This is a genomic window from Rubrivirga marina, assembly GCF_002283365.1.
Taxonomy (GTDB): Bacteria; Bacteroidota; Rhodothermia; order Rhodothermales; family Rubricoccaceae; genus Rubrivirga; species Rubrivirga marina.
Genome location: NZ_MQWD01000001.1, coordinates 4626100 through 4645204, shown reverse-complemented (window position 1 = coordinate 4645204; position 19105 = coordinate 4626100). Strand labels below are relative to the sequence as shown.

Here is a 19105-nt window from a genome sequence, read left to right as displayed (position 1 = left end):
CTCGGACTGCAGGGGCATCATTCACGATGTCCCTGCCGAAGGAGAGCGGCATCGCCCTCGTTCGGTGGGCGGTACTCCTCGGGGACGCGGTCGGCGAGGCGCTCGAAGGCCATGTGGCCGGAGGTCGAAATGCCGAACGGGTCCTCGGGCGTCCCCTGCGGGTCGATCCGGACGCGGCCGTCGAGGTGGAGCGACGACTCCTGGACCGACCGCGGCCGGCTCCGGTGCTCGCGGAACCACTCCGATTCGAGGTAGGCCGCTTCCTCCGGCTCGCCGCGGTACGTCACGTCGATCCGCTCGAACCCGCGGAGCGTGCCCCAGCCGTCGTCGCCGACGTCCATGAGCCAGTCGGCCCGCATGCGGAAGGCGGGGCGCGCGCCGTAGGCGTCGGTGCGGACGACCTCGAACGCGTAGCCGGCGTCGTCGGCGGTGCCGGCGAGGAGCGACTGGAGAAGGTGGGCGAGCGAGCCGCGGTAGGCCCGGACGCGGGCGGCCTCCCAGCGCGCGGCCTCGGCGCTGTCAGCCGGGGGGAGTTCCTCGAACCGCTCGTCCCCGTCGTACTGGACGCGGACGGCGCTCGCGCTGAACTCGCTGAGGTCGTACGTCACCCGGTAGCCGAGCGCGTGGTTCTCGATGACGAGCGGGGCGGCGGCCTCGGCCCGGAGCGCGCCCCACCGCACGCGGAAGTCGAGGACCTCCGGGTTCAGGATCCGCGTCGAGTCGGCGTTGGCGGACTCGCCGATGAGCGTCCGGTGGAACCACGCGAGCCGGCGCTGCCAGCGCTCGTCCCGCTCCGCCTCGACGGCCACGCCGCCGAGGTCGAGCGTCGTCGCCTCCAGCCGGAGGTCCACGACCCGGTCCTCACCCGGCCCGAGGCGGACCTCCTGGGCGTCGGCCGTGTAGCCGACGAGGGACGCGACGACCCGGTACGCGCCGGGCGGGACGGCCTCGAGCTGGTAGCGGCCGTCGGCGTCGGCGGAGGCGCCGCGCGTGGTGCCCGAGAGGTAGACGCTCGCGCCCGGCAGCGGCGCGCCCCGGGCGTCGCGGACGGTCCCGGCGAGCGTGCCCGGCTGGGCCGCGGCGGCGGCCGTCAGCAGCAGGAGTAGGGGGAGGGCGGGACGCACGCCAGAGTCAACGGAGGCTGCGAGGCCGTGTCAAGGCCGGTTCGGGCGCCTTGGCGGCTGATGAATCGCTGAGGATGCGCCTCGGCGGCTTGCGGACCTCGGCCGGCCGGCCGATTCCCTCGTTGATTGGCTTCCCCATCGCACCCTGGCCCATGCTCCGCCCCCTGACCTTCCTCGCCGCGGTCGGCCTCGCTCTCACCGGTTGTGACGCCTCCGACGCCGAGACCGACACGCCCGCCCCGCCGGCCGTCGCCGCGTTCGTCCTCGATACCGACGCCTTCCCAAGTGACGGCGCCCGCGTGGCCTCCGGTGCCCACTTCATCAACGCCGCGGCCCGCGTCGGCATCGTCTCGACCGTGGTCGGGCTCCACCTCGTGTTGCCGGGCGCGGCGACGGAGGCCGTGACCGCCGACTCGCCGACCGTCACGGCCGGCGTCTGGATGTGGGAGGCCACGACGGCCGTGAACGGCACGCCGATCGACCTCGCGCTGGAGGGGACGCCCGAGGGCTCGTCCATCGACTGGCGCCTCGTCGTGACCGGGCCCGAGGGCGATCCGTTCACCTACTACACGGCCACGACGGGCCTCGACGGGGAGACCGGCACGTGGCGCCTGTTCGCTCCCGACGCGGACGGCCCAGTCCTCACGGCCTCGTTCGACGTCCGAGACCTCGACGACCGCGAACTCACCTTCCGCGTGCCCGCCGGTCGCGACCACGGCGGCTCGTCCGTCCGCTACGCGACCGACGGCGATGAGCGGACGTTCGACTGGACCGACCAGCCAACTGGTGACCGCGCGCTCATCGTGTGGGACGACGCGACCCGCGCCGGCTCGATCACGGCCGACACGTACTACGGCGGCGACCGCGCCTGCTGGGACGAGGACCTCGACGACGTCGCTTGCGACTGACCGGCTCCGCCGGACTCGGCTGCGGCCGCCTCGGCGCCGAGGCGGGCGGGGTCGGCGGGAGGTCCCTGGGAGGGAGCCGGTCCGACACGGGCACCGCGCGGGACGGACCGGGTAAGAGGAGGGCTCGTCTCCCGTCGCCATGTCTACCTCCATCGGAACGTCGCTCGTCGCGCGCGACGTCGTCCGCGTCCCCGTCGCTTTCGTCAACGCCTACCTCGTCGGGCCGCTGGGCGGGCCGTGGGTGCTCGTCGACACGGGGCTGCCGACTACGTCGACCTGGGTGCGGCGCGCGGCCGAGGCGCGCTACGGGACGACGCCTCCGGAGGCCATCGTCCTCACGCACGGCCACTTCGACCACGCCGGCAACGCTGCCGTGCTGGCCGACCACTGGGGCGTCCCGATCCTCGCCCATGAGGCCGAGCTCCCGTTCCTCACCGGCCGCTCGGACTACCCGCCGCAGGACCCAACGCCCGGCGGTGCGATCGCCTTCCTCTCCCGGTTCTTCCCGACGGCCGGCTACGCCTTCGGTGGCCGCGTCCGCGCGCTCCCTGCCGACGGGGCGGTCCCGGGCCTGCCCGACTGGCGGTGGGTCCACACGCCCGGGCACACGCCGGGCCACGTCTCGCTCTTCCGCGAGGCCGACCGGACGCTCCTCGCCGGCGACGCCGTGGCGACCGCCGACCTCGACTCGTGGATCGGCGTGGCGACGAACGCGCGGGAAGTCTCACGCTCGCCCGTCCCGTTCGTGTCCGATTGGGACGCGACGGACGCGAGCGTCCGGCGGCTCGCCGACCTCCGGCCCACCACACTCGCCGCGGGCCACGGGCGGGCCATCGACCGCGACGCGGCCGACCGGCTGGTCGCGTTCGCCGCCCGCTCGCACCGGCCGGAGCGCGGCCGCTACGTGCCCGAGCCCGCCGTTTTTGGCGACGAGGTCGGCGTGGTGGACGTCCCGCCGCCCGCGCCGGACCGGACGCCGACGCTCGTCGCCGGAGGCACGGCGGGGGCCGTCATCCTGTCCCACCTCCTGAACCGGGCCCGCCGATAACGCGCCGGCCCCGCCCGCCTCGACGTCGAGGCGGGACGGGAGAGCGCCGACCTAGGCCGCCTCGCGGGCGGCCTCGTCGAGCGCCGCGAACACGTCGTCGGGCATCTCGATCTCGGCCGCGGCCACGTTCTCCTCGAGGTGCTCGACCGACGACGTCCCGGGGATCGGGAGCATCACCGGCGAGCGCTTGAGGAGCCACGCGAGAGCGACCTGGCTGTGCGACGCGCCGAGCTGGTTGGACGCGTCCTCGAGAAGGTCGCTGTCGGAGAGCTTCCCGGCGTTGAGCGGGAACCACGGGATGAACCCGATGCCCTGCTCCTCGCAGAAGTCGAGGACGTCCTCGCTCTTCCGGGTGCCGAGGTTGTACTCGTTCTGGACCGTCGCGACCTCGAGGCCGGCGTCCTGCGCGGCCTTGATCTCGTCGACCGAGACCTCACTGAGCCCGACGAGGCGGACCCAGCCCTCGTCCTGGAACTCCTTGAGCACGGCGAACTGCTCGTCGCGGTCCACGTCGGCGTCGATCCGGTGGAGCTGGTACAGGTCGATCGTGTCGACCTTCAGCCGGCGCATCGACATCTGGACCGCCTGCTTGAGGTAGGCCGGCTTGCCGTCCGGGATCCACTCGTTGGGGCCGGTCCGGAGGAGGCCGCCCTTCGTGGCGACGACGAGGCCGTCGGGGTAGGGCGCGAGCGCGTCGGCGATGAGGTCCTCCGAGACGAACGGCCCGTAGCTGTCGGCCGTGTCGATGAGGTCGACGCCGAGCTCGACGGCGCGCTCGAGGACGCGGATCGACTCGTCGTAGCTGTCGGGCTCGCCCCAGATGCCCTTGCCCGTGATCCGCATGGCGCCGAACCCGAGGCGGTGGACGGTGAGGCCGTCGCCGAGGTCGAAGGTGCCGGAGGCGTGGGCGGGCTGGTCGGAGGTGGCGGTGTAGGGCATGAAGAGAGAGGTAGATGAGCGCGGGTTGGATCGCCGCCGCCCGGCGCCGTTCCGTGAATCGCGCGCCGACCGCCTGTCAGCCCGCCGCCAGCCGCCGACGGAGATCGTCGAGCGCGTCGGGGGCTCGGAGCAACCGGCTGCCATACCACGAGAACGGCTCGCCGTCCACCAACTCGACCTGCGCGCGGGGCGCCAGCGCCTGGACCTCCGCGACGTGCGCCGGGCCGAACGGGTACGGCTCCGACGACAGCAGCACCACGTCGGGAGCGAGCGCGGCGAACTGGTCCGGGCTGAGCGTCGGGTAGCGCTGGTGGCCCACGGCGGCATTCTCGACCCCCCCACGGCGGAGGACGTCCGCGATGATCGTGTCGTCGCCGACCGTCATCCACGGGTCCCGCCAGATGAGGTAAAGCGCGCGGAGCGGGACGGCTCCCTCCGCCTCGGCGCCGAGGCGGGCGAAGCCGGCGGCGACGGCATCGGCCAGCCGGTCGGCCTCGGCGGCGCGGTCGACGAGGCCGCCGACCGAGCGGGTCATCCGGAGCGCCCCGTCCACGTCGGGCACGTCGGTGACGAAGACCGGCGCGATGGCTTGGAGAGCCTCGACCTGCTCGCGGACGTTCTCCTCCTTGTTGGCGATCACGAGGTCCGGCGCCAGCTCGCGGACGCGGTCGACCCGGACGTTCTTGGTGCCGCCGACGATCTGCTTTCTCTCGTTCCAGCCCTCGGGGTGGACGCAGAACCGCGTCAGGCCGACCACCTCGGCGTCGAGCCCGAGGTCGGCCAGGAGCTCGGTCTGGCTGGGGACGAGCGAGACGATCCGGCGCGGCGAGGCCCCGAGAGGGACCGGACGGCCGAGGTCGTCGTGCGTCGGGGGAGACCAGCCGCTCATTCCCGGTCGAGCGTGGCTCGGGCGTCGGGCACGCGGTCGGCATCAGAGCGGTACCACGTCCAGCCGAGCCGGCCGTCGCTCCGGAGGCGGACGTCGATCCGGCCGTCGGCGCAGTTGGGCGAGCCGTGGAGGTCCTCGCGGAACGAGAGGACGCGCCGGTCGGCGCCTTCGTAGGTGAGCGTCCCCGTACAGTCGAGCCCGCCAGTGTAGGCCGTCTTGCCGGCGTCGGCGCCTTGTTCGAGATGGTCGATGGTGAGGAGGAGCTTGTAGCGGAGGCCGTCCTCCTCGACCTCGCCGGCCCACGTCCCCACGACGTCTGGCGGGCCCTCGTCGTCGAGGCGCGGGGTCTCGGGCGGGGGCGCCTCGCAGCCGATGAGGAGGGCCCCGAGCAGGATCGCGGCAGGGACCCGACCCATCGTGTCCCTATGGGCGGTCGGAGCGGAGCGCGCGACCATCCGCCCCTCAGCCCTCCAGCGTGTCCGCGAGCTTGGCGACGAGCCCATCGAACGACCCGTTCGACATCACAAGCGCGAGGTCGCCCTCACCCAACTCGTCCAGCAACCTCGGCAGCAACTCGTCGGCCGACGCGAAGGCCGAGGCGGGCGTGCCTGACTGGCGGACGGCCTCGGCGACGGTTCCGGCATCCAGAAAGTCCTTCGGGTCGTCGTTGTGGCGGAGCGGGGGGGTCGAGAGGAAGAGCGCGTCGGCCGTCGCGAGGGCGCGGGCGTAGGGCGCCTCGAAGGCCGCGCGGCGGCTGGAGTTCGACCGCGGCTCGAACACGGCGACCACGCGCCGCCCCGGCCACCGCTCGCGGACGCCTCGGATTGTGGCCTCGACGGCCGTCGGGTGATGCGCGAAGTCGTCGACCACGAGCACGCCGCCGGTGTCCGCCGCGACCTCCTGGCGGCGCTTCATCCCGCGGAACGTGCCGAGCCCGTCGGCGACCTGCTTGGGCGTGGCGCCCGCGTCGAGCGCGACGCCGGCCACCGCCAGCGCGTTGAGCGCGTTGTACCGCCCGCCCATCGGGAGCCGCACGTCGGCGACCGCCTCGCCCTTGACGACGAGCGTAAACGTCTGCCCGCCCTCGACGGGTGTCAGGTCTCGGGCCGCCACGTCGAAGGCGACCCCGTCGGCCTCGGCGCCCTCCTCGCCGTAGAGCCGGACGCGCGCCCAGGTCCGCTTGGCCAGCTTGCGGACCTCTGCGTCCTCGCCGTTGAGGAGGAGCAGGCCGTCCGGCGGCGGGAGCGCGGCGAAGGCGTGGAAGGCCCGCTTGTACTCGGCCCAGTCGGCGTAGATGTCGGCGTGGTCGAACTCGAGGCTCGTGACGATCGCCCGGTGCGGCCGGTAGAGGATCATCTTGGGCCGCTTGTCGAAGTAGGCCGCGTCGTACTCGTCGCCCTCGACCGCGAACACGGGCCCGTCGCCGAGCCCGGCCGTCCGCTCGTCGCCGACCATCACGCCGCCGACGAGGAAGCCGGGGTCGAGCCGGGCATGGCGGAGGACGTGGACGAGCATCCCGGTCGTCGTCGTCTTCCCGTGCGTGCCGGCGACGACGGCCGGCTGGCGCTGGCTCAGGAAGAGGTGGGCGAGCGCCTCGGGAAGCGACGCCTGCGTCAGCCCGCGCTCGCGGGCCGCGGCGGCCTCCGGGTGCGTCGGCGTGCACGCGTTGCCGACGACGACGAGGTCGGGTGGCCCCGCGGGCCCGTCGAGGTGGGCCGGGTCGTAGCCCTCGAGGACGGGGATGCCGGCCGCCGCGAGACGCGTCGACATCGGCGGGTAGGCCGCCTCGTCGCTCCCGCGGACGTCATAGCCGGCCTCGGCGAGGAGCTCGGCGAGGGCGCCCATGCCCTTCCCGCAGATCCCGATGAGGTACACGGTGCGAATCGCGTCCGGCAGCGGGAGCGGAGGGCGGTCGAACACGCGGAGGTCCGCGTCGGAAAAATCTTCGAGTCGGCGCATGAGGGCGGGGCGGGGCTCGAAAGCTACTCCGGCGCCCGTGTGGCGGTCCCGTGACCCTGGACGCTCGCCGTCCGCGTAGGGGAGGGCAGGGGGGCGGCTTCCTAGCCGTTCCTCGCGTTGCGTCCCCGTCCTTTCCATGGGCGTCTCTACCCTCACCCGCAATCGCACCGGTTCCTGGGCCGACGCCCCGCACGGCGTTGAGGACGGCGAACGCGGCAAGGCGCTCCGCCTGAACGTGCATGTCCGGTTCCGCGACGAGGCCGTCGTTCACCTTCCGATGAGCGCGCCGCCGCCGATCGAGGGCCGCGACGCCGCGTTCCAGTGGCGGGCCTTCGCCCTGCTCGACGTGAAGAGGAACGACCTCAACCACGGCTGGCGTGAGCTCCGCGTGACATGAGTCGGGGGACGCCACGATCTGGGGGGATGGCGGATGCATCGGGGAGGGACGAAGGCTCACCTTCCGTTTCCACTTCCGCTCGCCCGATGCCCACCACTCGTGACGACCGGTCCGCCGCCGACCGGCTCCTCGTGATCGCCGAGCGGTTCGCGGCCCAGGGGCGCCCCGCGATGGCTGAGGCCGCCCGCCGCGCCGCGGCACTGTCGCCGCGCCCATCGGATTCGTCGGCGCCCGGTTTTCGGATCCGCCCGCGCACGGACGACGCCGACGCGCGCCGTTAGGCGGTCTCCTCCGCCTCGGCCCCGTCGCCGGACGCGTCGTCACGAGTGATCGTCGGCGGTTCGCCGCCAGTGATCCCGTGGCGTGCGGCGGCCTGCCGCTCTCGGGCGGCCTGGTCGATGGCGTCGAACGTCTCGTCAGGGTCGCCCTCGACGAGCCCGAGGCGGCGGGCCCGCTCCTCCCACTGGCGTCGCGCGGCCGCCTGCATGTCGTGCTCGGCGTCGACCTCGTCGACGATCTCCGTGCCGAGGAGGGTTTCGACGACGTCCTCGACCGTGACCACGCCGGCCGTCCCGCCGTACTCCCCGACGACGAGGCCGATGTGCTCCCGTCGCTCGAGGAGCCGGTCGAATAGGTCGGGGAGCGGGAGCGTGTCGGGGACCGTGAGGAGCTCGCGGGCGCAGACGCGGGCCGGCTCGTCGCCGCGGCCGTCGGCGACGGCCGCCAGCACGTCGTCGCGGAGGACGAAGCCGGTGACGTGGTCGCGCGAGCCCTCGTAGAGCGGGAGCCTCGAGAACGGCTGCCCGTCGTTGGCGATCTCGCGGAGCGGCGTGTGCTCGGGGTAGGCCACGAGGACCGTCCGGGGCGTCATGACGTCCTTCGTTTTGAGTTCGTTGAAGCGGAAGAGGCTCCGGAGGATCCGGCCCTCGGTCTCGTCGAACACGCCCTCCTCGGTCCCGATCTGGGCGAGGGCGGCGAGTTCGGCGCGGCTCACGGCGCTCTCCTTCTTGCCACGCGAGAGGAGCCGCGCGATCGCCTTCGACAGCCAGATGAGGCCCGTGATTTGGAGAGCGGCGATGATCGGCCCGAGCAGCCGGGCCACGAGCGGCGCCAGCCCGCGCCAGTAGACGGCCCCGATCGTCTTCGGGATGATCTCGCTGAGGACGAGGATGCCCAGCGTGAGGAGGATCGAGAAGAGCGTGACCGCCGAGACGATCCACACGTTCTGGTCGGCCCAGATGGCCGCGGCCTGCGCGCCCGCTCCCGTCGCCCCCACCGTGTGCGCGATGGTGTTGAGCGTGAGGATGGCCGCGAGCGGCTTGTCGATGTCGGCCTTGAGCGCTTTGAGGCGAGCGGCCGTGGCGGGCGCGGTCTCCTCCTTCGCCCCGACGTAGGCCGGCGTCACGCTGAGGAGCACGGCCTCCATCACCGAGCACAGGAACGAGACGCCGATGGCGAGCACGACGAAGACGACGAGCAGCGTCAGGGAGCCGCTGCCGGCGGCGGCGCTGCCGCCGGGCACGAGGGCGGAGAGGAGGAGGGGGAGGGGCATGGCAGAGGGAGGACGCCTCCGCCGTACTCCGCCCGGCCCGCAGCGGGTCCGTCTGGCAGGCTAGCGGATCCGGTCGCGGGTCGTCTCGGCGTCGTCGGCGAGCGACTGGAGGCGGTCGTTGTCCGGGTCCGCCTCGGCGAGCGCGCGGAAGATCCGGGCGCCCTCGGCGGCGTGGCGGCGGGCCTCGGCGGGGCGGCCGAGGTCGGGCCCGTCGGGGTCCCCGTAGAGCCGCGCGAGGTTGAGGTGGCCGAAGGCCAACGTCTGGCGAGCGTTGGCGCTCTTGGGGTCGGCATCGGCGAGGCGCTGGTAGACGGTCTGGGCCGCAAGGAGCGACCGCTCAGCCTCGCCGAACCGGCCGCGCTCGATGGCGAGGAGTCCGAGCGCCTCGGTCCCGATCCCGGCGTCGCGGATCGCGTCGGCGTCGGCGTCGGGCCGGGCCGCGATGAGTTGGCGGAGCTCGTTGGAGCGCCGGAGCGGGGCGACGGCCGCGTCGAGGTCGCCGCGCGAGCGGTGGAGGTTCCCCTCACGCTCGTAGGTAATCCCGTCGATGCGGAGCGCGTAGAGCGAGCGCTCGGGCTCGGGGACCGACTCGATGAGGGCCCGCGCCCGGGCATACTGGACGAGCGCCGCGTCGGGCCGCTCGGCGTTGGGGAAGTACGGGTGGCCGAGGTAGTCACCGAGGTTGACGTGGCCGGCGGCGAGGTCGACGCGGTGGTCGAGGTCGTCGGGGGCGAGGCGGACGGCGCGGGCGTAGGCGTCGATCGCCCGTCGGAGGTGGGCGAGCGCCGAGTCCGGCGTCGCGGTGTGGGCGACGACGACGCCGAGGCCCTTCCAGAGCTGGCCCTCGGTCGAGGCGGCGGCGGCGGCGAGCGAGTCGGGGAGGTCCGGCGGGAGTCCTCGGATGAGGCCGAGGCCCCGGAGGTAGCTCGCCCGCGCGTCGGCCGTCCGCCCGAGGTTGTTGCTGATGGGGCTCCCCTCGACGTCGCCGACGCGGCGGTAGGCCCCGGCGAGGTCGATCCGCAGCGCGGGGTCGTCGGCGGCCTGGGCCGAGAGCTCGTCGAGGTACGCCTGGGCGCGGTCGACGAGGACGGCGCGGGCCGGCGTGGCGCCCGGCAGCCCGGCCACGGCGTCGTGGACGTCGTAGATCATGGCCCGCGCCGCCTCTCGGGCGATCGCGAACCGGGCCTCCGCGCGGTCCCGCTCGGCCCGCAGCCGGAGCGTGTACGCCGCCACGACGACGGCCAACAAGGCCACGGCCGCAGCGGCGACGCCCACCCCGACGCGGTGCCGCCGCACGAACCGGGTCACGCGGTACCGCGTCGTCGGCAAGCGGGCGGCGACGGGCTCGCCCGCGAGATGGCGCCGGAGGTCGTCGGCGAGGGCGCTGGCGGTCGGGTAGCGGCGCTCGGGCTCGGCCGCCATCGCCTTCAGGACGACGGTGTCGAGGTCCCCGCGGAGCCGCCGGGCGTGGGCGCGCTCGGCCACGACGGCGCTCGGCCGGGCGGGCTGCGTCATGAGCGTCCGTTCGAGCTCGGTCGGGCTGGCGCCGGTCACGTCGTACGGTCGGCGGCCGGACAGGAGCTCATACAGCACGACGCCCAGCGCGTACACGTCGGTCGCCGTCGTGACCGACTCGCCGCGGACCTGCTCGGGCGCGGCGTAGGCCGGCGTGAGCGGGCCGGCGCCCGTCCGCGTGGTCTCGGCGTCCGGCGCGTCGAGGAGCTTGGCGATCCCGAAGTCGAGGACGACGGCGCGCGGCCGCCCGCCCCCCTCCGTCACCAAGAGGTTCGACGGCTTGAGGTCGCGGTGGACGACGAGGTTCTGGTGCGCGAACGCCACGGCGTCGCAGACCTGGACGAACACGTCCAGCCGGTCCTCCACGCTCGCAGTCTCGGCCCACGCCGTGATCTGTGCGCCGGGGACGAGCTCCATCGCCAAGAAGGGCCGCCCCTCGGCGTCGACGCCGGCGTCATAGAGACGCGCGATGCCGGGGTGCTCGAGGCGGGCCAGCACGTCGCGTTCGGCGAGGAACCGTCGGAGCACGGCGGCGCCGGGCACGCCCGGCTGGAGCATCTTGAGGGCCACCTCGCGCCGGTACGCGCCGTCGACGCGATGGGCCCTGTATACGGCCCCCATTCCGCCCTCCCCGAGCACCGCGTCGACCTGCCATGGCCCCACCCCGCGACCGACGAGCGCGTCGGCGAGCCCGCCCGCCTCGGGCGGCGTGAGGGCGTCGCCGGCCGTCGCGTGCGCGTCGAGGAGCTCGCGGACCTCGGCCCGAAGCGCGTCGTCGTCGCAGGCTCCGTCGAGGAACGCCTCGGGGTCGGCCTGGTCGAGGGCGTCGGCGAAGAGCGCGGCGGCGCGGCGGTGGAACGAAGGATCGGGACCCATACGTCGAGGCACTTACCTGGGGCGGAGGCCCAGGCGCGCGGCCAGCACCTCGGCCTTCGCGGTCCGGTCGTTCCCGTCGGGGTACGTCGCGGAGATGATGGGTCGGGCGTGGCCGACGAGCCGGCGGGCCTCGTCGCGGTCGCCCGCTGCCTCCCGCTCGAGAAGGGCCTCGGCGAGGAAGAGCTCCATCTCGGCCACGTTCGCGTTGTCGGGGCCGAGCGCCCGCGCGTGTGTGTCGGCGGCCTGTCGGTAGAGCGTGATGGCCTCGTCGATTCGGCCACGTCCCCGGGCAGCGGCCGCGAGCGCGTCGAGCGCTGTCCCGACCCGGGTGTGGTCGTCGCCGTGCGCCCGCCGCCGGAGGGCGAGGGCCTCCCGGAGCGGCGCCTCGGCCCGCTCGGGCTCCCCGAGCGTGACGTACGTCCGGCCGAGGTTGATGAGTGGGAAGCTGACGTCGACGTGGTCCGGTCCCAGCAGTTGCCGTTGAATGGCGACGGCCTCCTCGAGCAGCGGGATGGCCTCCCGCTCGCGGCCCGTGCCCCGGTACAGCGACGCGAGGTTGTTGAGGACGGCCGGAACCGCCGTGTAGTTCTCCCCATGCGCGTCGCGGAAGATCTCGAGCGCCTGCCGGTAGGCGTCCTCGGCCGCTCCGTACTCGGTCCCGTAGAAGTGGTAGTAATAGGCGAGGTCGTTGAGGGCGTACCCCGTCTCGGTGTGCCTCGGCCCGAAGCGGTCCTCGCGGAAGTCGAGCGACTCGCGGAGGTACGGCTCGATCCGGTCGGTCTCTCCGAGGTACTCGCGGTTCCAGGCGAGCGTCGTCAGTGTCGTGCCGAGGTAGGGGGGAGGGCGGTCGGCCCGGCGCATCTCGGTCAGGAGCGGGACGAGGACGGAGTCGGAGACGGCGTACTCCCCGGCCTCGTGAAGCGTGACTCCGAGAGTGTACCGCGCGTTCAGCCCCGCGCGTAGGAGGGCCGGGGGGACCGGTCGCGGGTGCCGGTGGATCATCGCGATGGCCTCTCGGAGGTGGCGCTCGGCCGCGTCGAGGTCGCCGGTCTCGAGGGCGACCTGTCCGAGGTGGACGAGCGTCCTGGCGTAGGCCGCTCCGTGCTCGCCGGGATGACGGCGGTGGACGTCGAGGGCGAGGGCGAGCACGCGATCGGCCGCCTCGAACCGTGAGCGCTCGATGAGGAGGGCGCCGAGCGCGTTGAGGGCTTCTCCCGTCTCGGGGTGCCGTGGCCCGTACGCCGCCTGCCGGAGCGCGAGCGCGCGGCGGACCTGCGCCTCGGCCTTCTCGTACTCCCCCGTGCCCCGGTACGTCTCGCCGAGGGCCAGCCGGACGCCGGCCTCGGTCGCGGGCTCGCCCGCGAGGTCGTGCGCGGCTCGCTCCGCCGCGATGTCGGCCACCTCCACCACGGTCACGCCGCGCCCGACGCCGCCGTACGGATCGGCGGAGGCCAGCATCTCGGTGACGAACGCGTTGACGCGGTGGGCCGTCCGCCGTTCGGCGCGGGCCTCGGCCGCCTGCCACAGCGCGGCCCCGAGGCCCCCGACGAGCGCCAGCACCACGAGCGTCGCCGACGCCACGGCCGTCCGGTGGCGGCGGACGAACTTGCCCGCGCGGTACCGCACCGAGTCGGGCTGCGCCTCGACCGGCAGCCCGCCGAGGTAGCGGCGGAGGTCGTCGGCGAACGTCTCGGCCGAGGCGTAGCGCCGCTCGGGCTCTTTCGCGAGCGCCTTCAGCACGACCGTGTCGAGGTCGCCTCGGAGCCGCCTCGGGTCAGTGGTCCTCGAGGCGGCCTGGCTCGGACGTACCGGCTGGGTCTCGGCCACAACACGAGCGGCCTCGCTGAGCGGGAGTCCGCCGACGTCGTAGGGGCGGGACCCCGTGAGGAGCTCGTAGAGGACGACGCCGAGGGCGTACACGTCGGTCGCCGTCGTGACCGGCCGGCCGAGGACCTGCTCAGGCGCGGCATATTGAGGGGTGAGCGGCCCGGCGCCCGTCCGCGTGAGGCCGGGGTCGTCGTCGTCCTTGAGGAGCTTGGCGATCCCGAAGTCGAGGAGCTTCACGCGGGCCCGGCCACGTTCGCCGTCGGCCACGAGGACGTGGGCCGGCTTCAGGTCGCGGTGGACGACGAGGTGGCGGTGGGCGTGGGCGACGGCCTCGCAGGCCTGAAGGAACAGGGCGATCCGGTCGCGGAGCCTGAGGCCATGCCGGTCGGCGTACGTCGTGATCGGCTCGCCCTCGGCGAACTCCATGGCGAGGTAGGGGGCGCCGCTGCCGTCGATGCCACCGTCGAGGAGCCGCGCTACGCCGGCGTGGTCGAGCCCGGCCAAGAGCTCCCGCTCGCGGAGGAACCGCGCGTGGAAGTCGGCCCCGACGCCGGGGCGGACGCGCTTGAGCGCGGCCCGCTGCTCGAACCCGCCAGCCACCCGGCGGGCCTCGTAGACCACGCCCATGCCGCCCGTCCCGAGCACGCCCTCGAGCCGCCATGGCCCGACCGTCTGCCCGACGAGCGCCTCCGGCCCGGGCGGCCCGAACGCGAGCGGGGCGAGCGCGTCGTCGCCCGCGTCGTCGTGCGCGGCCAAGAGCGAGCGGACCTCGGCGATGACGTCGGGGTCGAGGGAGGCGTCGGCCAGGAGCGCCTCGCGCTCAGCCGGGTCTCGGTCGAGCGCGTCGGCGAAGAGGTCGGCGGCGCGGCGGTGGAGGCGGGAGTCGGTCGGCACGGCGGAGCGGAGACGTCGGACGGAAAAGCGGAATCGGCGCGCGATCCGGCTCATCCGTCGGACCCGCCCGCCCGGGCTCAGGCCATCTCGCCCTCGTCGCGAGTTCGCTGCATCTCGCGGTAGAGCCACGCCCGCGCGGCGGCCCAGTCGCGCTTGACGGTCGCCGGCGAGAGGTCGAGGACGTCGGCCGTCTCGGGCACCGTGAGCCCGACGAAGTAGCGGAGCTCAACGATCTGGGCCTGGCGGTCGTCGAGCGCGGCGAGCCGGTCGAGCGCCTCGTCGAGCGCGAGCGCCTCGTCGTCCCGGGCCGGGCTGGCCACGGCGACGCCGTCGAGCGAGACGTCGGGCGTCCCGCCGCCACGCTTCTCCGCTTTCCGCGCCCGGGCGGCGTCGATGAGGACCTGCCGGATGGCCCGCGCGGCGACGCGGAAGAAGTGCTGACGGTCGACGTAATCGCCGTCGTGGAGGGCCAGCTTCTCGTACGCCTCGTGGACGAGCGCCGTCGTGTTGAGCGTCTCCGAGGCCCCGTTCCGGTAGCGCTGGCTCCGAGCCAGCCGGCGGACCTCCTCGTAGACGAGCGGCAGCACACGGTCGAGCGCGCGCTGGTCGCCGTCGCGAGCGAGGGCCAGGAGCTGTGTGACGTCGTGAGCCACGGGGGAGGGCATGGACAGCCGCATGATAGGGAAGGATCGACGCCCGCCGTACGGGCCGGCCTCGAGCGGGGGATGAGGTTTCTTCGTCGCGCGTGACCCGTTGCGCGTCGAGATCTCGTATTGACGAGTGGGACGGTACGTAACCGAGGATCGCGGCTCCGGTCGCTGACCCTCCGCTCTCTCGATTCGGAGAGCCGTCGGGGCCCCGCTCGTCTGTGGTGGGAAGAGCGGGGCCTCGCCGTCCCTTGGCGGGGCGCACGGATTGAGGACGCGTGAGCCGTTCGGGCGCGCGATGACGCTTTAGGGGTCCCATCCTCGCGCGCCATGACGCTCCCTCGACTCGCCGCCCTCGCAATCCTCCTCGCCGTGCCCGCCAGCGGGCAGCCGCTGTTCTGGGCTGAGTCCCCGTTCGGTGACGCCCCCGCCGGGGTCTATCGCGCCGACGCCGACGGCACCCAGGCCTCGGTCGTCGTCGGCCCCGTGCCGTTCACGTCGGTCGCCATCGACCCTCTGGGCGGCCGGATCTACGGGCGCGACGGCGACGGCGTGCTCCGTCGTGCCCGCCTCGACGGCTCCGGCCTCGAGCCCCTCGGGCCGACGGACGTCCGGATGCTCCTCCTCGACCCCGGAGCCGGCACGATCTACTGGCTCGACCGCGACGACCGGATCCGCCGCTCGGACCTCGACGGGTCGAACGCGGAGACGATCGCGACCGGCGCCTCGCCGTTCCGGATCGACCTCGACAACGGCGTCCTCGTCTGGCGCGACGTGGCCTCCGGCGCCTACGTCCTTTCCGGCCTCGACGGGTCCGACGTCCGGACGCTCCACACGCCCGCCTCGGGCGAGAGCCCGACCTGTCCGACCCTCGACCCCGTCAACCGCCAGCTCTACTGGCTCGACTTCGCGACCCGCGAGCCGCGGCGGGTGGGCTACGACGGGACCGGTTTCGAGACGGTCGACCTCACGTCCTCGGGCTGCGTCGTGGTCGACGGCGCGGCCGGGCAGCTCTACTGGCAGGAGACCGCGGGCGCCGGTCGGATCCTCCGACGGGGCGACCTCGACGGGGCGAATGCCGAGGACCTCGTCTCCGTGGCGTCGTTCGTCAACGGCCTCACGCTCGAGCCGGCGGGCGGGCGTCTGTACTGGAGCACGCGCGACGCCGTCGAGCGGTCCGCGCTCGACGGGTCCGGCCGCCAGGCGCTCGCGAGCGGGTTCCAGCCGTCCGGCTTCGCCCTTTCTCCCGAGGCCGACGTGCTGCTGGCGCTGGGCGCGAGCACCGTCCGGCGGTCGGCGCTCGACGGGTCGGACCCCGCGACGCTCTTCGGCGGGGTGAGCTTTCCGAACGGCCTCGCCGTCGACCCCGGCGCCGGGCGCGTGTTCTGGTCCGACTTCAACGAGTCATCGGTCTCCAGCGCGGCGTTCGACGGCGGCGACGTCCGCGTGCTCGTCGAGGCGATCGCACGCGGCGGGCTGGCGGTCGATCCGGTCGCGCAGGACGTGTACTGGGTCGACGGCTCGCGTCGGATCTGGCGCGTCGGCTACGACGGTGCGGACCCGGGGCAGGTGCTGGCCGGCGCGGTCAGCGCGACCGCGGTCGCCGTCGACGCCGAGTCGCGGAGGCTGTACTGGGCCGGCACCGACGCCATCGAGCGGGCCGGCCTCGACGGGGCTGGTCGGGAGGTCGTCGTGGCCGGGGCCGAGGACGTGGAGGCGCTCGCGCTCGACCCGATCGGGCAACGGATCTACTGGGCCTCGAACGACCCGACGAATGGTTCCACGCCCGGTACCGTGTCGAGCGCCGCCATCGGGAGCGGCGACGGTGAGGTGCTCGCCTCCGGCCTTCCCGAGATCTACGGCCTCGCGGTCGACGGCGTCCGCGGGGCCCTCTACTGGTCGCTCGCCGACGAGACGATCCACCGGGCCGGCCTCGACGGGACGAATGACGAGACGATCGCGACGGGGCGGGTGGTGTTTGCGCTGGCTGTCGCCGCCGGCCTCGGCGACACGGCCGCCGAGGCGGACGCCCCCGCGCCGACGCTCGCCCTCGCCGCCTTCCCGAACCCGGCCGCCCGCGCGCTGACGGTGACGGTCGATCTCGCCGTGCCCGCGTGGGTCCGCGTCGAGGTCGTCGACGTGCTCGGCCGGCGGGTCGCGGTCGTCCACGACGGCCCGCTAGCGTCGGGCCCGCGCCGGCTGGCGGCCAACGTCGGCGGGCTGAGGGGCGGGGCGTACGTCGTGCGGGCCGTGGCCGATGGCGTCGTGGGGCACGTGCCGGTGACGGTCGTGCGGTAGCCGGCGCGTAAAGCGGGACGGCCGGAGGGGCGATACTCCGGGCGTCCCCCCGCCCCGTGGTCGCCTCCCTCCTCCGTCTCCAACTGCTCGCGTTCTGGCGCGCGCCGTACCTCGGCGGGCGGATCGCCCTCGCGCTCGCGAAGGGGGCCGGCGTGGCGTACGCCGTCGGCGCGGCGGCCATCCTCGGGTTCGTGCTGCCGGATTTGCTCGGCGCCGTCGCGCCCGGGCTCCCGGCGCTGGCGAGTGTCGACGCGGCGGTGCTCCCCGCGCTGGCGGTCCTCCTCGTCGGACGGCAGGTGTTCCAGGACGTCCCGACGCGGGGCGCGACGGCGTTCCTGACGCTGCCCGTCTCGCGGCAGCGCGTGGCCGCGGCCGTCCTGCTGCGGTCGGCGACGACGCCGTTCGGGGTGGTCCCGCTCGCGTTCGCCGTCCCGTTCGCGGCGCGGGCGGTCCGGGCGGAGGCCGGCGCCCCCGCCGCATGGGCGTTCGGGCTGGCGGTCCTGGCGCTCGTCGTCGTGTCGCACGCGCTGCTCGTCGTGTGGAAGACGCGCCTCGGTGCGCGGCCAGTGCGGACGATCGGCGTCGTCGCCGGGACGGTCGGCCTCGTGGCGGCGCTGGAGGGGGCCACGGGCGGGCTGATGGCACACGTCCGGGCAGGCGGGCTCGGACTCGCCGTGCTGGGCGCGCTGGCCGCGGCCACCCTGGTCCTGGCCTATCACGCGCTTGTCGCCGCGCTCTACCTCGACGCGGGCGGGTCGCGCCGCGCGTCCGCCGCGCGAGCGATCACCGGGCTGGACCGCGGCGGCACCCGGGCGTTTCTCGACCTCGACCGCCGCCTCGTGACGCGGGCGACGTTCCCCCGGAGCGTCCTCGCGAACGCCGCCGTCGTCAGCGTCGTCCTGACCGTCGGCGCGCTCCTGGCCCGGCGGCATCCCGCCGGTGCGTTCGTGCCGACGGAGCTCGTCCTCCTCTTCTCGACCGGTCCGGTGGCCGGCTCGTTCGGCCAGTACGCCGTCTCGTTCGCCAGCGGCTACACCGACCGGCTCCTCACGCTGCCCGGCGGCGTCGAGGCGTTCGTCCGCGCGAAGTGGGCCGGCGTGGTCGTGGCGACCGTCACGCTCGGTGTGGTGCAGGCCGGCCTCGTGTTCGCTCTCGCCTCCGACTTGGTCGACCTCGTCGGCGTGTCGGTCGTGTTCAGCCTTGGAGTCCTGGCGCCGGCCGCACTGTGGGGCGCGACGCTCGGTCCGAAGCCGCTCGACGTGTCGGAGCGGCTCCTGTTCGTCAACACCCAATCGTTCGGGGCGCAACTCCTGGTGGGCTCGACGGCGGCGCTGGCCGGCGGCGTGCTCTCTCTCGCCGGCCCCGACCGGGGCGCGCTCGTGGCCGCGGCCCTCGGCCTCGTCGGGATCCTGCTCACGCCGCTCTGGCTCCGGGCCCTCGTCCGGCGTATCCACCGCCGTCGGCACGTCGTCGCGGCCCGCTTTCGCTCCGCCCTCTAGCCATGCCCGGCGTCCCGCTCACCGCCACCGACCTGTCGAAGCGCTACGGCACGGCCGACGCGCTCCGCCTCGACGACCTCACGATCGAGGCCGGCGAGCGCGTCGGGCTCGTCGGCAACAACGGGGCGGGGAAGACGACCTTCCTCCGCCTCGCGCTCGATCTCATCGAACCGACGACCGGCGCCGTGGTGCTCGACGGGATCCGCGTCGGCGGGCCGGATCTGGGGTGGAAGCACCGCGTCGGCGCGTACCTCGACGCCGGCTTCCTCGTCGACTTTCTTCGGCCTCAGGAGTACTTCCGGCTCGTTGGCGGGGCGTACGGGATGAGCGCCGCGACCACCGACGCGCGCGTCGAGCGGTTCCGGCCGTTCCTCGGGGCCGCGCTCGAGGGCGGCCGGCTCATCCGCGACCTCTCGCTGGGGAATGCCGGGAAAGTGGGGATCGTCGGAGCCCTCCTGCCCGGGACCGGGCTCGTCGTCCTCGACGAGCCGTTCGCCAACCTCGACCCCGGCGCGCGGATCGCGCTCGAACGGCTGCTCCGCGAGGACACCGGCGGCGCGACGGTCCTCGTGTCGAGCCACGACCTCGACCACGTCGTCGGCGTGTGCACGCGGGTGCTGGTGCTGGCCGACGGCCAGCTCGTGCGCGACACGCCCGCGACGCCCGACACGCACGCCGAGCTCCGGGCCTTTTTCGAGGCCGGCGGAGGCGCGATGGCCGCCTGACCGGTTCC

The 19105-nt window shown here is 74.2% G+C and carries 16 protein-coding genes; 7 read left to right on the top strand and 9 right to left on the bottom strand.

The window, feature by feature from the left end; genetic code table 11:
• Positions 1-17: 17 nt before the first annotated feature.
• Positions 18-1124, bottom strand: coding sequence for a carboxypeptidase-like regulatory domain-containing protein (locus BSZ37_RS19800; protein WP_095512202.1), 1107 nt, complete (start codon positions 1122-1124; stop codon positions 18-20).
• A gap of 152 nt (positions 1125-1276) precedes the next feature.
• On the opposite strand from BSZ37_RS19800, the gene BSZ37_RS19795 reads away from it, so the two are divergent.
• Both BSZ37_RS19795 and BSZ37_RS19790 read left to right on the top strand, forming a co-directional pair.
• Positions 1277-2032 carry a hypothetical protein gene (locus BSZ37_RS19795; protein ID WP_095512201.1) on the top strand — a complete coding sequence of 252 codons (756 nt, stop codon included), beginning with the start codon at positions 1277-1279 and terminating at the stop codon, positions 2030-2032.
• 139 nt (positions 2033-2171) lie between these two features.
• Positions 2172-3080 (top strand): MBL fold metallo-hydrolase, encoded by a 909-nt coding sequence (locus BSZ37_RS19790; protein ID WP_095512200.1) that lies wholly within the window; start codon positions 2172-2174, stop codon positions 3078-3080.
• 51 nt (positions 3081-3131) lie between these two features.
• Here the strand turns inward: BSZ37_RS19790 and BSZ37_RS19785 are convergent, their stop codons facing one another.
• The 4 genes from BSZ37_RS19785 to BSZ37_RS19770 all read right to left on the bottom strand — a co-directional run bounded on the left by BSZ37_RS19785 (position 3132) and on the right by BSZ37_RS19770 (position 6867).
• Positions 3132-4019, bottom strand: a complete 888-nt coding sequence (locus BSZ37_RS19785) for an aldo/keto reductase (protein ID WP_095512199.1) — start codon at positions 4017-4019, stop codon at positions 3132-3134.
• 76 nt (positions 4020-4095) lie between these two features.
• A complete protein-coding gene (locus BSZ37_RS19780; protein ID WP_095512198.1) occupies positions 4096-4908 on the bottom strand; it encodes a helical backbone metal receptor in 813 nt (270 codons plus the stop codon).
• Positions 4905-5324 carry a hypothetical protein gene (locus tag BSZ37_RS19775; RefSeq protein ID WP_095512197.1) on the bottom strand — a complete coding sequence of 140 codons (420 nt, stop codon included), beginning with the start codon at positions 5322-5324 and terminating at the stop codon, positions 4905-4907. The genes BSZ37_RS19780 and BSZ37_RS19775 overlap by 4 nt, the downstream gene beginning before the upstream one ends.
• 46 nt (positions 5325-5370) lie before the next feature.
• A complete protein-coding gene (locus BSZ37_RS19770; protein WP_095512196.1) occupies positions 5371-6867 on the bottom strand; it encodes a UDP-N-acetylmuramate--L-alanine ligase in 1497 nt (498 codons plus the stop codon).
• 136 nt (positions 6868-7003) lie between these two features.
• Between BSZ37_RS19770 and BSZ37_RS19765 the strand changes: the two genes are divergently transcribed.
• Positions 7004-7264 (top strand): hypothetical protein, encoded by a 261-nt coding sequence (locus BSZ37_RS19765; protein ID WP_095512195.1) that lies wholly within the window; start codon positions 7004-7006, stop codon positions 7262-7264.
• An 86-nt stretch (positions 7265-7350) separates the two neighbouring features.
• The gene (locus BSZ37_RS19760) at positions 7351-7545 is read left to right on the top strand and encodes a hypothetical protein (protein ID WP_095512194.1); all 195 of its coding nucleotides are present in this window, start codon (positions 7351-7353) and stop codon (positions 7543-7545) included.
• Here BSZ37_RS19760 and BSZ37_RS19755 read toward each other — a convergent pair.
• The 4 genes from BSZ37_RS19755 to BSZ37_RS19740 form a co-directional block, all read right to left on the bottom strand.
• The gene (locus tag BSZ37_RS19755; RefSeq protein ID WP_218830582.1) at positions 7542-8816 is read right to left on the bottom strand and encodes a CNNM domain-containing protein; all 1275 of its coding nucleotides are present in this window, start codon (positions 8814-8816) and stop codon (positions 7542-7544) included. The two genes, BSZ37_RS19760 and BSZ37_RS19755, sit on opposite strands and share 4 nt — an antisense overlap.
• A 60-nt stretch (positions 8817-8876) precedes the next feature.
• Complete coding sequence (locus BSZ37_RS19750) at positions 8877-11207, bottom strand: serine/threonine-protein kinase (RefSeq protein WP_095512193.1); 2331 nt, start codon at positions 11205-11207, stop codon at positions 8877-8879.
• Between the two features lie 12 nt (positions 11208-11219).
• On the bottom strand, positions 11220-13928 hold the full coding sequence (locus tag BSZ37_RS19745; protein WP_143537756.1) for a serine/threonine-protein kinase: 2709 nt from the start codon (positions 13926-13928) through the stop codon (positions 11220-11222).
• Positions 13929-14005: 77 nt separating this feature from the next.
• On the bottom strand, positions 14006-14593 hold the full coding sequence (locus BSZ37_RS19740; protein ID WP_095512191.1) for a sigma-70 family RNA polymerase sigma factor: 588 nt from the start codon (positions 14591-14593) through the stop codon (positions 14006-14008).
• 312 nt (positions 14594-14905) lie between these two features.
• Here BSZ37_RS19740 and BSZ37_RS19735 point away from each other — a divergent pair, with 312 nt between their 5' ends.
• Genes BSZ37_RS19735 through BSZ37_RS19725 form a run of 3 tightly spaced genes read left to right on the top strand, consistent with a single transcriptional unit; the run spans position 14906 to position 19097 of the window.
• Positions 14906-16873 (top strand): SMP-30/gluconolactonase/LRE family protein, encoded by a 1968-nt coding sequence (locus BSZ37_RS19735; RefSeq protein ID WP_095512190.1) that lies wholly within the window; start codon positions 14906-14908, stop codon positions 16871-16873.
• 56 nt (positions 16874-16929) lie between these two features.
• On the top strand, positions 16930-18372 hold the full coding sequence (locus BSZ37_RS19730) for a DUF5687 family protein (RefSeq protein ID WP_095512189.1): 1443 nt from the start codon (positions 16930-16932) through the stop codon (positions 18370-18372).
• A 2-nt stretch (positions 18373-18374) separates the two neighbouring features.
• On the top strand, positions 18375-19097 hold the full coding sequence (locus BSZ37_RS19725; RefSeq protein WP_095512188.1) for an ATP-binding cassette domain-containing protein: 723 nt from the start codon (positions 18375-18377) through the stop codon (positions 19095-19097).
• Positions 19098-19105 lie beyond the last annotated feature (8 nt).

Coding starts and splice junctions, on each gene's coding strand:
- BSZ37_RS19760 (WP_095512194.1), top strand. CDS start 7,351: ATGCCCACCACTCGTGACGACCGGTCCGCCGCCGACCGGCTCCTCGTG.
- BSZ37_RS19750 (WP_095512193.1), bottom strand. CDS start 11,207: ATGGGTCCCGATCCTTCGTTCCACCGCCGCGCCGCCGCGCTCTTCGCC.
- BSZ37_RS19755 (WP_218830582.1), bottom strand. CDS start 8,816: ATGCCCCTCCCCCTCCTCCTCTCCGCCCTCGTGCCCGGCGGCAGCGCC.
- BSZ37_RS19740 (WP_095512191.1), bottom strand. CDS start 14,593: ATGCCCTCCCCCGTGGCTCACGACGTCACACAGCTCCTGGCCCTCGCT.
- BSZ37_RS19780 (WP_095512198.1), bottom strand. CDS start 4,908: ATGAGCGGCTGGTCTCCCCCGACGCACGACGACCTCGGCCGTCCGGTC.
- BSZ37_RS19785 (WP_095512199.1), bottom strand. CDS start 4,019: ATGCCCTACACCGCCACCTCCGACCAGCCCGCCCACGCCTCCGGCACC.
- BSZ37_RS19765 (WP_095512195.1), top strand. CDS start 7,004: ATGGGCGTCTCTACCCTCACCCGCAATCGCACCGGTTCCTGGGCCGAC.
- BSZ37_RS19770 (WP_095512196.1), bottom strand. CDS start 6,867: ATGCGCCGACTCGAAGATTTTTCCGACGCGGACCTCCGCGTGTTCGAC.
- BSZ37_RS19775 (WP_095512197.1), bottom strand. CDS start 5,324: ATGGGTCGGGTCCCTGCCGCGATCCTGCTCGGGGCCCTCCTCATCGGC.
- BSZ37_RS19735 (WP_095512190.1), top strand. CDS start 14,906: ATGACGCTCCCTCGACTCGCCGCCCTCGCAATCCTCCTCGCCGTGCCC.
- BSZ37_RS19795 (WP_095512201.1), top strand. CDS start 1,277: ATGCTCCGCCCCCTGACCTTCCTCGCCGCGGTCGGCCTCGCTCTCACC.
- BSZ37_RS19725 (WP_095512188.1), top strand. CDS start 18,375: ATGCCCGGCGTCCCGCTCACCGCCACCGACCTGTCGAAGCGCTACGGC.
- BSZ37_RS19790 (WP_095512200.1), top strand. CDS start 2,172: ATGTCTACCTCCATCGGAACGTCGCTCGTCGCGCGCGACGTCGTCCGC.